Consider the following 12,337-nt stretch of genomic DNA (forward strand, 5'->3'; position numbering starts at 1 on the left):
GTCCCCAATCGGGCGGCCCAACCGCGAGCCAAAAGAAGCTTCCCGCTATTCCGCGAAGAACCTTTTTTTATGGCTGACACGATAACCGCGAACGATCGCTGACACCCGGCCTGCCTGGTAACGTCGGGCCTGCCCTGCTTTGTCTTCCACCCCTCAACTGCCTACACTCCTGAAACGTTTCCGCGACCCGCCGAGGGACAACAATGAAAAAAATCATCGCCCTGATCGTTCTCGTCATACTGGCCGGCTATCTGCTGTTCTGGCCGGTGCCGATCAACGCCGTGGCCTGGAAGGCGCCGGCCGCGCCGGCGCTGGATGGCCCGTTTCAGGTCAATGACAAACTCGCCGCGGCAAGAAAGCTGGGCATCGGGCAGGGACATGGCCCCGAGGACGTCGCCATCGACGACAACGGCCAGCTGTATGTGGGCTACGAGGACGGCTCGCTGGTGCGTTTTGATGGCAACGGTGAACACCCGGATCTGATCACCAACACCGGTGGCCGGCCCTTCGGCCTGGACTTCGCCCCGGACGGCACGCTGGTGGTCGCCGATGGTTATCGCGGCCTGCTGCGGGTGAATACGCAATCCGGCGCCGTGACCCTGCTCAGCGACGGCGCCGACGGCGTGCCCTTCCGTTTTACCGACGACGTCGACGTGGCACGCGACGGCACCGTTTATTTCTCCGACGCTTCCAGCAAATTCGGCCCGGCGAATAAAGCACGCGACGACATTATCGAGCACGGCGGCCATGGCCGCCTGCTCAAGTACGATCCGGCCACCGGCACCACCACGGTGTTGTTGAAGGGTCTGCAATTCGCCAACGGCGTGGCGCTGGCCGCGGACGAATCGTTCGTGCTGGTCACCGAAACCGGCAGTTACGATGTGGTCAGATACTGGCTGACAGGGGACAAGGCCGGCAGCCACGATCTGTTCTATGAAAACCTGCCCGGCATACCCGATGGCATTTCCAGCAACGGCGCCGACACCTTCTGGGTGGCGCTGTTCGCGCCGCGTAACCGGGCCCTGGACACCATGTCCGACAAGCCGCTACTGCGCGAGATGGTGTTCCGGTTACCGGAATTCATGCAGCCGCAGCCAGCTCACCACGCCTTTGTGCTGGGGCTCGATGAGCGCGGCAAGGTGACGCACAATCTGCAGTATCGGGACAGCAACGCCTTCTCGCCGATCACCAGCGTGGAACAACGCGGTAATCGCCTCTACCTGGGCAGCCTGACGGCGAACGGTTTTGCCGTGTACGCCCTCGATCAGCCACACACGGAGTCAACGCAATGACGAACGCCGCTTTTATCGGGCTTGGCAATATGGGCTACCCCATGGCCGGGCATCTGGCCGGCGCTGGCCTGGACGTCACCGTCTATAACCGCACCGCCGACACCGCCCGGCGCTGGGCCGGGGAATTCGGAGGACGGGTCGCGGCGACACCCGCGCAAGCGGCGGACAACGCCACCATGGTGTTTGTCTGCGTGGGCAACGACCAGGACCTGCGCCAGGTGACACTGGACGAGGGCGGCGCGGTGCATGGGCTCGGCAAGGACGCGGTGCTGGTGGATCACACCACCGCCAGCGCGGCGATGGCGGAAACCCTGGACCAGGCGTGCCGGGAACGGGGCGCGCATTTTATCGATGCGCCCGTGTCCGGTGGGCAACAAGGTGCGCAAAACGGCCAGCTCTCGATCATGTGCGGCGCGCATCAAGCGGTGTTCGAGCGCCTGCAGCCCATTCTCGCCCACTATGGCAAATCAGTAGTGCGCATGGGGCCGCCCGGCCAGGGGCAACTTACCAAAATGGCCAATCAGATCTGTGTGGCCGGCGCCATTCAGGGTGTGGCCGAGGCCATTGCGTTCGCCCGCGACGCCGGCCTGGACGTGGAGAAAGCCATGCAGGTCATCGGCGCCGGCGCCGGCAGTTCCTGGCAACTGGTCAATCGCCATCGCAGCATGATCGCCGATGATTACGACCACGGTTTCGCGGTGGACTGGATGCGCAAGGATCTGGACATCTGCCTGGCGGAAGGCGCCCGCCGGGGCACCTCCTTGCCCCTGACCGCCCTGGTGAACGAATTCTACAAGGAAATCCAGGCGCTCGGCGGCGGCCGCTGGGACACGTCCAGCCTGCTGCGCCGGCTCACCCCGCCGCGCAACCGGGAGTAGCGCCTCCCTCGGGCAGGGCCCGGGCGTTGTCCCGCGCCAGCTTTCGCGCCACGGTTTCAGGCAGGGCGTCCAGCAGCGGGCGGTACTCCGCCATGATTTTCTCCATGCTGTCGAAATGCCCGACCAGGTCCGTGCCCAGGGTAAAGCGGTGCGGATGATCGGCGATCAGAGTCAGCCAGTCAGCCTGCGGCGTGCCGTCGTCCAGAAGATAGTGCTCGCGCACGCTCCAGGAAAGGTCGATGTAGAGATTGTCGTAGCGGTCCAGCAACGCTCGGACGATTTCAGGCAAAGTGTCCAGGGGCGTTTGACGCTCCTCCACGCCGCCGCTGGTGCCAGCGTGGGCCAGCACGAATCGGGTTTCCGGGTTGCTCTGCAACGCTTCCTCCAGTTCTTTCAGGTATATCGGCGTTTCTTCCCTCAGGGAGGTGAGATTGCTGTGCAGCAGCACCGGTAAACGGTGACAGGCAGCGAGTTTGTACACCTTCATCAGTGCCGGGTGGTTGGCGCGCGGCGTCTCGCCTTCGGTCAGGGCGGTGAGATCATCGTGGCGGGTGAGCACCTCGCCGATGCCCCGCCAGAGGCCCGGATAGCGCTCGATCAATGCCTCGATATGACGCGCGGCATTCATGTCGGTGGGATTGAAACCGCTGATAAACGGCACCAGCCGCTCACGGCGCGCGTCTGGCAGCTTCAGTATTGCCTGCGCCAGGATGTCGTCAGTGGCGCTGTAGTAGTACAACGGCGCTTCGTCTCCCAGGTAATAGCGCGGCCGGCGCGGGGCCTCGGCCTGCCACTTCTTCACCACCGGCATACCGAACGTCCAGGCCTGGACGACGCCGGCCTTATCCATGGCTTGGAACATCGCGTCCATGCCTTCGCTTTCTTGCATGAAGTCCACGTAATGCAGATGGGCATCGGTCCAGGAATAGTCCCTGGCCCATAACGGTGAGGTCAGCAGCAGCAACCCACAACACAGTGTTTTCATCAATAATTCGCTCCCTTTCCTGCACTGACCCGGGCGCCGCCGCGCGGTTCAGCGGCATTCGCCTGATTGCACATTTTATTACACCCCAGCCGCGTTCGATTCCGTCATAGCTGTGATGATGGCTCGATCATCGATATCCATCTATGGACATTAATTACCAAAAAGTCTTATTATGGACAAAACAGTCAGGAGATGCTCATGCAACCGGCCATCGCTTCATCACTTCAGCCGCTCGACGAGCGCGCCCGCCATGCCGCCCTGCGCGCGGTATTGCGCCTGCTCGAACACTGGCAGTGCAGCGAGCGCGAAAAGATGACGCTGCTCGGCGTGGGCCGCTCTACCCTGCATAAATATCAGGGCCAGCCCGACAGCGCACGCATCAGCAATGATCTGCTTGAGCGGCTCAGCTATCTGCTTAACATTCACCAGGCATTGCGTACCCTGTTTGGCAATAAGGAAAACGTGTACGGGTTCGTCAGGATGGCTAACCACAACCCCTTCTTTAACGGCGCCAGCCCGATGCAGGTGATGGCCAACGGCCGCGTGGCGAGCCTTTATGAGGTGCATCGCCAACTGGATGGCTTGCGCGGGGGCCAATGGTGAGCGTCGACACCCTGCCACTGAGCGACTATCGCCACCAGGATGGCTATCGCCTGGTCAATGGCAAGTACCCGCCCATCAATATTTTTGATGACGTCGCCGATCAGGCGGATTTCGAGGCGCTTTACGCGGTTCAAGCGATCACCAACCCGCGTCTGCAAACCGAAATCGGGCAATTGCACCGGGTGCCGCCCGCCCGACGCCCCTGGGGGATTCCCGGCTGCAATTACGCCCTTGGCCCCTTCGTGCACCTGAACCCGGACGGTTCCCGCTTCTCAAGGGGAGAATTCGGCGTGTTCTACTGCGCCGAGCGCATCAGCACCGCGATCGCCGAAACCCGCTACCACCAGGAGCGTTACTTTCAGGCCGTTGACGGCCTCAAGTACGACCGCATCGTGATGCGCGGATTAAAAGTGTGTTTTTCGGCCCGGCTTCGCAATATCCACCGGCCCTATCGGGATGACGACCACTGGTACCACCCGGACGACTATCGCGGCGGCCAGCGCCTTGGCCAGGCGCTCTACGAAGCCGGCGAAAACGGCCTCAGCTACGGCTCGGTGCGCCGCGACGCGGCATTGTGCTTCGCCCTGCTCTCGCCCCATCTGATCGAATCGGTACTGCCCGCCACCCATTACGAATACATATGGGACGGCGAGAAGATCGCTCACACCCTGACCATCCGGCAGCACGTCTGAGCGCCTGTTGCCGCGCCACCGCTACCGGCAAACCCTCGCCCTCGTTCTTCGCCGAGGCGCTGGCCAGCCTTGACTGCCCGCCCGGTGACGCCCTCATGGTCGCCGACCTGCTCCCCTGAGCGGCGACCTTCACGGCACCGTAAAACCACAGGCGCGGCAATTTGCCACCTTCTCTTCTGGCACCGGACGGGTAGGCTGCGCGGGATTTCCTCGTTGCCGCCGGAGGCCTCCGTGCCCGTTGTTCCCGCCCCTGTCCGTTCTCGCCTTGCCCTTTTGGCAATGACGTTACCGCTGTCGCTCAACGCCCTTGCCGCGCCGCCATCGCCGCACCGGCTGGACCCGGTGGAAGTGGCCGCGCCCAGCGACGACGGCGCCGCGCCGGTTACCACCACCAGCGACCGGCTCGGCCTTGAGCCCCGCGAGCGGCCGGCCACCGTCGACGTGATCCGCCGCCAGGACATCGAGCAACAGGGCCTGCGCAATCTGATTGAGCTTTACCGCAGCGCGCCCGGCGTGAGCGCCGGCAACATTCCCGGCTCACCGGCGTCGGTGTCGATGCGTGGCTTCAACGATGTCGGTTACCTGTTCGATGGCATCCGCGCCGTCGATCCCAGCATGGTGTCGCGCAACCTGGATACCTGGAATCTGCAACGCGTGGAAATACTCAAAGGCCCGGCCTCGGTGATCCACGGCAGCGGCGCCCTTGCTGGCACCATCAATCTGGTGCCCCGCCAGCCAGACCTGGGCGGCGACCATTACGATGGCATGATCAGCTACGGCAGCAACGACACCCTGCGCCTGGGCATCGGCACCAACCAGGTGGTGTCGCCGCGCGTCGCCGTGCGCACCGACCTCAGCCACAGTGAAAGCAATGGCTACGTGGACGGCACCGACTCCCGGGTCGATGCGTTGACCAGCAGCATTCTGATCCAGGCCAGCGACCGCCTGCTTCTCAGTGCCGCCATCGATCTCTACAGCGACAGCTACCGCACCCCCTACCAGGGCGCGCCGCTGTTACCGGCCACCCTGGCGCGCGACCCCAGCAGCGTGGTGTCCGGCCCCGATGGCCTGGTGCTGGACGAGTCGATTCGCGACAACAATTACAATGTCGATAACGGCAGCATGGCCGCCGACAGCCAATGGCTGCGCACCCGCGCCGACTATCAGCTCTCGCAACGCTGGCGATTGATCAACGAGTTGGGGCTGTACAATGCCAACCGCGACTGGGCCAACTCCGAGGACTACACCTACAACGAAACCAGCGGCCTGCTGGATCGCAGCACCACCCGCATCAACCACCATCACCGGTTCGCTTCGGAGCGGGTGTACGCCAGCTACGATGGCGACCTCGGCGATCATCGTCATCGCTTCAGCGCCGGCATGGATTATCAATACACCGACTTCGATACCCGCCGCCGTTTTGGCAACACCGGTTCGGTGGATCCGTTCAACCCCGATCGCGGCCAACTGCCTGCCAACAACGCCGCCAATTACGACACCCGGGTCAACTACGACAGCACCGTCGCCACCCGCGCGCTGTTCCTCGAAGACGCCTTTAATCTCACCGCCCGCTGGCTGCTGATCACCGGTGCGCGCTATGAGTTCATGGACCTGGACCGGGGCATCGACGATCTGGACAGCGGATCGCGCACCGAATTCGGCCGCACTTTTGAGGATGTATCCTGGCGTGTCGGCACGGTCTTCGATCTGACCAACCGCAGCCAGCTCTTCGCCCAGTACAACCGCGCCGCCGCGCCGATCAGCGGTTTGCTGCTGGGCAACATCGGCAACGCCGACTTTGATCTGTCCAAAGGCCGCTCCGTGGAAGCCGGTATCCGCAGCCAACTCTGGGAGGATCGGATCACGCTCACCACCTCCGCCTTCCGCATTGACCAGGACGACATCCTCACCCGCGATGTCAACGACCCGACCCTGACGGTACAAGGCGGCAGCCAGCGCTCCCGGGGCATTGAAGCCACCCTGGCGGTGGCGCTGACCCCGCGCTGGTGGGTGAATTTCAATGGCACTCTGGTCGACGCCGAATACACCCGGTTGGTGAACGGGTCTGGCGATGACCTGTCGGGCAATCGCCCCTCTAACGTGGCCGAGAAAACCTACAATCTGAGCAGCGCCTACACCCTGGCCAGCTTGCCGCTGACCCTGGGTGGCGCGGTGCGTCACACCGGGGATTTCTACACCGACTCCACCAACCGGTATCGGGTACGTGGCCGCACCCTGCTGGACACCTGGCTCAGTTACCCGCTGGCCGGCGGCACCCTGACCCTGCGCGGTCGCAACCTCACCGACAAGTTCTACGCCGACTGGTCCGGTTACAGCGCCACTCAGGTTTACGTGGGCGAACCGCGCACCGTGGAACTGGGTTGGACGGGCCACTTCTGATGGCCGACCACAGCGGCGGCCGCCGCCTTTACGCGGCGGTCTGGCGCTGGCATTTTTACGCCGGCCTGTTCGCGGCGCCGTTTCTGTTGATTCTCTCGATCACCGGCGCGATTTACCTGTTCAACGACGAGATCAACGACGCTCTCTATCCCCAGCTGCGTTTCGCGCCAAGCGGCGAGAGCATGCTGAATACCGGCGAGCTGGTGGCTTCCGTGCAACGCCATTACCCCCACGCCGTGGTGACGCGCATCGACACGCCGGTGACGCCGGGACGCACCGCCATGGCGTTCGTGACCCCGGCCAGCGGTGCGCCTCTGCGCGTGTTCGTCGACCCCGGTAACGCCCGGGTGCTCGGCGAGTTCGTCTACACCGACACCCTGGTGGGCTTCGCGGATCTTATGCACGGCTCCCTGTTGCTCGGTGAGTTCGGCGACGCCGTGGTTGAACTGGCCGCCTGCTGGACCCTGGTGCTGGTGGTCACCGGCCTGTACCTGTGGTGGCCGCGCCGCCAGCGGGCGCGCCTGCGACACGCCCTGTTGGGCGAACCCGGCGCCCGTGGCCGCCGGCTATGGCGCGAGGTGCATCGGCTCATCGGCGTCTATGCCGCCGCGCTGATCCTGTTCCTGGTGATCACCGGCCTGCCCTGGGCCGGCCTGTGGGGCGGCCAGTTCCTGACCCCGATCAGCAACGCCCTGGGCCTGGGCTACCCGCCCCAACTCCAGCACCACTCCGCCGCGCCACCGGCCACACCGCCCGCGGTGATGGGCGACTTGGGTGAAATGCCCTGGACTCTTCAACAGGCGCCGCTGCCCACCGCTCACCTCCATCACGGCGAAGGGCAACACGCACCCGGCCAGGCCGTCATCGGCGTCCACCAGGTTCACCGGATTCTGCTGCAACACGGCCTGCCCCATGGCTACCGGCTCACCCTGCCCACGCCGGAACATGCGATCTATACCGCCATCACCTATCCGGACCGTCCGCAAGGCCAGCGCACCTTGCAAATCGACGCCTACAGCGGCGCCGTGATCGCCAACACCGGATTCGCCCACTACGGCGCCATCGCCAAGGCCGTGGAATGGGGCGTCGCCGTGCACATGGGCAATTACTTCGGAGTCGTTAATCAGATCGTGATGCTGGCCACCTGCCTGGCGATCATCGCCCTGGTCATTACCGGGCTCACCCTGTGGTGGCGCCGGCGCCCGCCGGGAGGCCTCGGCGCCCCCCGCCCGCTGGCCGCCGCCCGTGCGCGCAACCTGACGCTGATCACCCTCGCCTTATTGCTGATGCTGCCCCTGGCCGGGGCCAGCCTGGTGTTGGTGTTGATCATCGAAGCGCTGTGGCGGCGATGGGCCCGGCGCGCCGGGGCACGGTGAGATCGGGAACAGGTTGAAGGGAATCTGGTGTGGGAGCGGCACCGACACGATCTCGCTCTGAACACCGAACACCCTGTCGCTGGCTGGGCCTGCTCCTACAAAAAACCAACCCCCTCTACAGCGCCGCCGTAGGAGCAGGCCATGCCAGCGATGTGTTTTGGCCGAACGGCACGGCGTTTTTGTCCCGAACCTGACAAGGCCGGAACGAGGATGAACGCCAAATAAAAAAGCCCCGGCTCTTGCGAGCGTGCCAGCCATGGAATCCGGCTTCGTCGAGCGGCAACGACAAGTATCCTGGGGCAGCCCCGCCTGGGCGGCCCCACCAGAAATCACAGATTTCCGGCGTTCGCCGGCGCGAAGCGGTGCTTCGCGAATTCCCGGCTCACCCCCTAGGGGAGTGCGCCTCCCCAGAGGATGAACGCCAAATAAAAAAGCCCCGGCTCTCTCGAGCCGGGGCCTTTTTATTTGGCGTCCCCTAGGGGAGTCGAACCCCTGTTACCGCCGTGAAAGGGCGGTGTCCTAGGCCACTAGACGAAGGGGACGTATTTGGTGGAGCCAGGCGGGATCGAACCGCCGACCTCTACAATGCCATTGTAGCGCTCTCCCAGCTGAGCTATGGCCCCAAATCTGTCCCACCGGGTTGCACCTTGTGTGGCGCCGCCTGTGTGGAGCCGCGTATTTTACGCAGCACCCCTACTCTGTCAAGCGCTGCCCGGTGGTTTTTGACGGTTTTTGGTTTGTCTGTTCAGCGCTTAATCAGTTTGTTGAAAAAGTGAACTGAACTCCTTTTCCAGCTTCTTGGTCTGTTTCTTCGAGACCCCGCCCAGCACCTCCACCGCGTGGCGCAGACGCGCGCGGCTCAGGTCAGCGCCGAGCAGTTCCATGCTGTCGACCACCGAGAAGCTGGCGCTGGTGCCTGCGACCGCGACGAACACCGGGAACAGGAAATCCTTGATCTTGACGTCCAGCGCGTCGGCCAGGGTCTTGGCGTCGGCGAACAGGCCATCGCGTTGCCAGTCACGGCGTGCTTCGCAGGCCCACAGATAAAACTGCAGCCACACTTTCATGTCCTCGGCGGGATATCGGGCGTGCTCGAAATCCGCCTCGGTGATCGCCGGCAGGCCGGAAAAGCAGAAGCCGGCCCGGTCCACCACGTCGCTGAGCGTCTCCACCCGCTGCTTAATGTGCGGCAGCACGCTCATCACGTACTCCCGGTTGAACGCCCAGCCCATCAGCGCCTGAAGAAACTGTTCGTCGGACAGCTCGCGGAGCCATTGGCCGTTCAGCCAACTGAGCTTTTCCACGTCGAACACCGGCCCGCCCAGGGACACGCGCTGAATGTCGAACGCAGCCTGCATTTCGTCCAGGCTGAAGCGCTCGCGCTCGTCGGGCATCGACCAGCCCATGCGGCCCAGGTAGTTGACCAGGGCTTCGGGCAAATAGCCCATGCGTCGGTAGAAGTTGATGCTGGTGGGGTTTTTCCGTTTGCTGAGCTTGGATTTGTCCGGGTTACGCAGCAACGGCATGTGGCACAGTTGCGGCATTTCCCATCCAAAATACTGGTAGAGCAGCTTGTGCTTGGGCGCCGAGTTGAGCCATTCCTCCCCCCGGATCACGTGGCTGATTTCCATCAGGTGATCGTCGACCACGTTGGCCAGGTGGTAGGTGGGCATGCCATCGGACTTGAGCAGGATTTGCGCGTCAACCAGCGCCCAATCCAGTTCCACTTCTCCGCGCAGCATGTCCTGGATCGCGCAGCGACCGTCCACCGGCACCCGCATGCGAATGACATAGGGGGCTCCGGCTTCGGCCCGGCGCGCCTGTTCGGCCGCGTCCAGCTCCAGATCCTGGGGTTTCAGGGCCCGGTTCTCGCCGCGTTCTTTCAACTGCGCGCGCAGCACATCCAGTTCTTCAGCGCTGCGATAGCATTTAAAGGCATGCCCATCCTCAACAAGCTGTTCGGCGTGGCGCCGGTAGAGATCCCCTCGCTCGCTCTGACGATAAGGCGCGTGCGGGCCGCCCACATCCGGGCCTTCGTCCCATTCCAGGCCAAGCCAGCGCAATGAATCAAGAATGGTCTGTTCGGACGCGTCCGTGGATCGGGTCTGATCGGTGTCTTCGATACGAAGAATGAACTGGCCGCCGAACTGGCGGGCAAAGCAGCGATTGAACAAAGCGATGTAGGCGGTTCCCACATGGGGATCGCCGGTGGGCGACGGCGCCACTCGGGTACGAACGGTCATGCTGACTCCGGACACGGAATGAGGGCCGCATTATAGGCGAATGCGGCCCTCATTATCAGCCATGACCGCCGCTGATGGCGCGGTATGGAAGGTACGGAAAGTGGAGAGCGCCGTTAACGGCGCCCGACCACCAGACTGATGATCCAGATCACCAGGAACACCACGAACAGGATTTTGGCGATACCCGCAGCGGTACCCGCGATGCCACCAAAGCCCAGTACAGCGGCGATGATCGCGATGACAAGAAAGATAAGGCTCCAGCTCAGCATAGTTATTCTCCCTGTTTCCTTTGGTGTCGTTCGTGCTCCCCCGGATCGGGCGAAACACAAAAGTCCATTCACGAATTTCGGAATGTCCAAATCAGCTTTGCCTTTTCCACCGTGACGCCTGAGATCCCGGTGTGGCGAAAAACCATCAATGCATTGGACGTTTCCAATAAAATACAAATCGGCGGCGCACGGCAAGACGGCTTTTACATGAAAATACTTTTGTATTTTATTAACGCCGCATCCGTATGGCGGCAAACCCCATGCCGGCCAGCGCCAAGGCCGCCCCCGGGTGGTTGTGGGTGGCCGGCGACGGCCCTGTAAAATATGGTCACACCCCGCGTCATTGCCCTCGCGCCAGCCCCGCGGAGGCGCCATCGAACCCAGCGACCACTCAGAGGGTTACCTGAATCTGTCTGAAGCCAGATGATTTCCGGCCGAGCCGGCATCCGTGCGATAATGCCGCCTCGTTGTTATCAGCCGTGTCCTGGTATGTTTGTTGCCCGCTCGACCCATCAGTTTGCCCCGTCCCCCTTATCGCGGCGTTTCTCCATTGCGCCGATGATGGCCTATACCACCCGGGACTTTCGTTATCTGGCGCGCCTGCTGACCCGCCATACGCTGCTGTACACCGAGATGGTGGTGGCCCAGGCGGTGATCCACGGTGACCGCGAGCGGCTGTTGGGCTATCACCCCCAGGAGCACCCTCTGGCGGTGCAACTGGGCGGTAGCGACCCGGCCAGTCTCGCCGAGGCCGCTCGCATCTGTGCCGATTACGGATACGCCGAGATCAATCTCAACGTGGGCTGCCCGTCCGACCGCGTGCAGCAGGGCAAGATTGGCGCGGTGCTGATGGCGGAGCCGGATCTGGTGGCGCGTTGCGTGGGCGCCATGGCCAATGCCTGCGAAGTGCCGATCACCGTTAAAACCCGCATCGGCATCGACGATCAGGATGACTACCGGTTCCTACACCATTTTGTCGCGCGCATGCGCGACGCCGGTTGCCGCAGCCTCACCATTCATGCCCGCAAGGCGATCCTTGCGGGGCTGTCGCCGAAGGAAAATCGGGATATTCCGCCGCTGCTCTATGAGCGCGCCTACGCGATCAAGAAGGATTTCCCCGAGCTGGAGATTATCCTCAATGGCGGGCTGCGCGATGTGCCGGAAATGATGACCCACCTGGATCAGGTGGACGGCCTGATGGTCGGTCGCGAGGCGTATCAGAATCCCTTTTTTCTGGCCGGCGTGGATGGCGTGGTGTTCGGCGACCCTGCCCCGGCGCCGAGTCGCCGTCAGGTGGCGGAAGCGTTTTTGCCCTATGTGGAACAGCGTTACGCCGAGGGAACGCACCCCAAACATGTGCTGCGTCATGCCCTGAATCTGTTCCAGGCGGTGCCCGGCGCGCGCGCCTACCGGCGCCATCTGAGCAGCCATATGAATGATCCCCAGGCAACGCCGGCGGTATTTGAACAGGCGCTGGCCCGGCTGGGCCACGACGACCACGCCACGACCCCGTCCCCATTGCCGGCCTCCTGACCCGCCGGCAACCTTAAACCCTGTAAAGCCCGGCCTGTCCGGGGTGCACCCGGCATCCCGGTTGGT

10 protein-coding genes, 2 tRNA genes and 1 pseudogene are annotated in these 12,337 nt (G+C 63.3%); 7 read left to right on the plus strand and 6 right to left on the minus strand.

Features of this window, described 5'->3' with window-relative positions; translation table 11 throughout:
- Nucleotides 1–203: 203 nt before the first annotated feature.
- Nucleotides 204–1,292 (plus strand): SMP-30/gluconolactonase/LRE family protein, encoded by a 1,089-nt coding sequence (locus CGS25_RS17065; protein ID WP_089032124.1) that lies wholly within the window; start codon nucleotides 204–206, stop codon nucleotides 1,290–1,292.
- On the plus strand, nucleotides 1,289–2,170 hold the full coding sequence (locus CGS25_RS17070; protein ID WP_089032125.1) for an NAD(P)-dependent oxidoreductase: 882 nt from the start codon (nucleotides 1,289–1,291) through the stop codon (nucleotides 2,168–2,170). Before CGS25_RS17065 ends, CGS25_RS17070 begins: the two co-directional genes overlap by 4 nt.
- Here CGS25_RS17070 and CGS25_RS17075 read toward each other — a convergent pair.
- On the minus strand, nucleotides 2,145–3,155 hold the full coding sequence (locus CGS25_RS17075; protein ID WP_089032126.1) for an amidohydrolase family protein: 1,011 nt from the start codon (nucleotides 3,153–3,155) through the stop codon (nucleotides 2,145–2,147). The two genes, CGS25_RS17070 and CGS25_RS17075, sit on opposite strands and share 26 nt — an antisense overlap.
- 198 nt (nucleotides 3,156–3,353) lie before the next feature.
- On the opposite strand from CGS25_RS17075, the gene CGS25_RS17080 reads away from it, so the two are divergent.
- From CGS25_RS17080 to CGS25_RS17095, 4 genes are all read left to right on the plus strand, one after another.
- The gene (locus tag CGS25_RS17080) at nucleotides 3,354–3,758 is read left to right on the plus strand and encodes an MbcA/ParS/Xre antitoxin family protein (RefSeq protein ID WP_089032127.1); all 405 of its coding nucleotides are present in this window, start codon (nucleotides 3,354–3,356) and stop codon (nucleotides 3,756–3,758) included.
- Nucleotides 3,752–4,450 carry an RES family NAD+ phosphorylase gene (locus tag CGS25_RS17085; RefSeq protein WP_101676209.1) on the plus strand — a complete coding sequence of 233 codons (699 nt, stop codon included), beginning with the start codon at nucleotides 3,752–3,754 and terminating at the stop codon, nucleotides 4,448–4,450. The genes CGS25_RS17080 and CGS25_RS17085 overlap by 7 nt, the downstream gene beginning before the upstream one ends.
- Nucleotides 4,451–4,729: 279 nt before the next feature.
- Complete coding sequence (locus CGS25_RS17090; RefSeq protein WP_101676210.1) at nucleotides 4,730–6,850, plus strand: TonB-dependent receptor; 2,121 nt, start codon at nucleotides 4,730–4,732, stop codon at nucleotides 6,848–6,850.
- Nucleotides 6,850–8,226 carry a PepSY-associated TM helix domain-containing protein gene (locus tag CGS25_RS17095; protein WP_101676211.1) on the plus strand — a complete coding sequence of 459 codons (1,377 nt, stop codon included), beginning with the start codon at nucleotides 6,850–6,852 and terminating at the stop codon, nucleotides 8,224–8,226. The genes CGS25_RS17090 and CGS25_RS17095 overlap by 1 nt, the downstream gene beginning before the upstream one ends.
- Before the next feature lie 466 nt (nucleotides 8,227–8,692).
- On the opposite strand, the gene CGS25_RS17100 is transcribed toward CGS25_RS17095, so the two are convergent.
- The 5 genes and pseudogenes from CGS25_RS17100 to CGS25_RS19395 form a co-directional block, all read right to left on the minus strand.
- Nucleotides 8,693–8,768 (minus strand) — tRNA-Glu (locus CGS25_RS17100).
- Nucleotides 8,769–8,773: 5 nt separating this feature from the next.
- Nucleotides 8,774–8,849: transfer RNA gene (locus CGS25_RS17105), tRNA-Ala, on the minus strand.
- A 129-nt stretch (nucleotides 8,850–8,978) separates the two neighbouring features.
- The gene (gene gltX / locus CGS25_RS17110) at nucleotides 8,979–10,469 is read right to left on the minus strand and encodes a glutamate--tRNA ligase (protein ID WP_101676212.1); all 1,491 of its coding nucleotides are present in this window, start codon (nucleotides 10,467–10,469) and stop codon (nucleotides 8,979–8,981) included.
- 113 nt (nucleotides 10,470–10,582) lie between these two features.
- Complete coding sequence (locus CGS25_RS17115; protein ID WP_089032132.1) at nucleotides 10,583–10,738, minus strand: DUF1328 domain-containing protein; 156 nt, start codon at nucleotides 10,736–10,738, stop codon at nucleotides 10,583–10,585.
- A 229-nt stretch (nucleotides 10,739–10,967) separates the two neighbouring features.
- Nucleotides 10,968–11,045: pseudogene (locus CGS25_RS19395) on the minus strand (MYXO-CTERM sorting domain-containing protein); the annotation flags it as partial.
- A 182-nt stretch (nucleotides 11,046–11,227) separates the two neighbouring features.
- Between CGS25_RS19395 and dusA the strand changes: the two are divergent.
- Nucleotides 11,228–12,271 (plus strand): tRNA dihydrouridine(20/20a) synthase DusA, encoded by a 1,044-nt coding sequence (dusA, locus tag CGS25_RS17120; RefSeq protein WP_089032133.1) that lies wholly within the window; start codon nucleotides 11,228–11,230, stop codon nucleotides 12,269–12,271.
- Nucleotides 12,272–12,337: the final 66 nt, after the last annotated feature.

The organism is Alloalcanivorax mobilis (assembly GCF_002864685.1).
GTDB lineage: Bacteria > Pseudomonadota > Gammaproteobacteria > Pseudomonadales > Alcanivoracaceae > Alloalcanivorax > Alloalcanivorax mobilis.

Coding starts and splice junctions, on each gene's coding strand:
- CGS25_RS17080 (WP_089032127.1), top strand. CDS start 3,354: ATGCAACCGGCCATCGCTTCATCACTTCAGCCGCTCGACGAGCGCGCC.
- CGS25_RS17085 (WP_101676209.1), top strand. CDS start 3,752: ATGGTGAGCGTCGACACCCTGCCACTGAGCGACTATCGCCACCAGGAT.
- CGS25_RS17115 (WP_089032132.1), bottom strand. CDS start 10,738: ATGCTGAGCTGGAGCCTTATCTTTCTTGTCATCGCGATCATCGCCGCT.
- CGS25_RS17075 (WP_089032126.1), bottom strand. CDS start 3,155: ATGAAAACACTGTGTTGTGGGTTGCTGCTGCTGACCTCACCGTTATGG.
- dusA (WP_089032133.1), top strand. CDS start 11,228: ATGTTTGTTGCCCGCTCGACCCATCAGTTTGCCCCGTCCCCCTTATCG.
- CGS25_RS17070 (WP_089032125.1), top strand. CDS start 1,289: ATGACGAACGCCGCTTTTATCGGGCTTGGCAATATGGGCTACCCCATG.
- gltX (WP_101676212.1), bottom strand. CDS start 10,469: ATGACCGTTCGTACCCGAGTGGCGCCGTCGCCCACCGGCGATCCCCAT.
- CGS25_RS17090 (WP_101676210.1), top strand. CDS start 4,730: ATGACGTTACCGCTGTCGCTCAACGCCCTTGCCGCGCCGCCATCGCCG.
- CGS25_RS17095 (WP_101676211.1), top strand. CDS start 6,850: ATGGCCGACCACAGCGGCGGCCGCCGCCTTTACGCGGCGGTCTGGCGC.
- CGS25_RS17065 (WP_089032124.1), top strand. CDS start 204: ATGAAAAAAATCATCGCCCTGATCGTTCTCGTCATACTGGCCGGCTAT.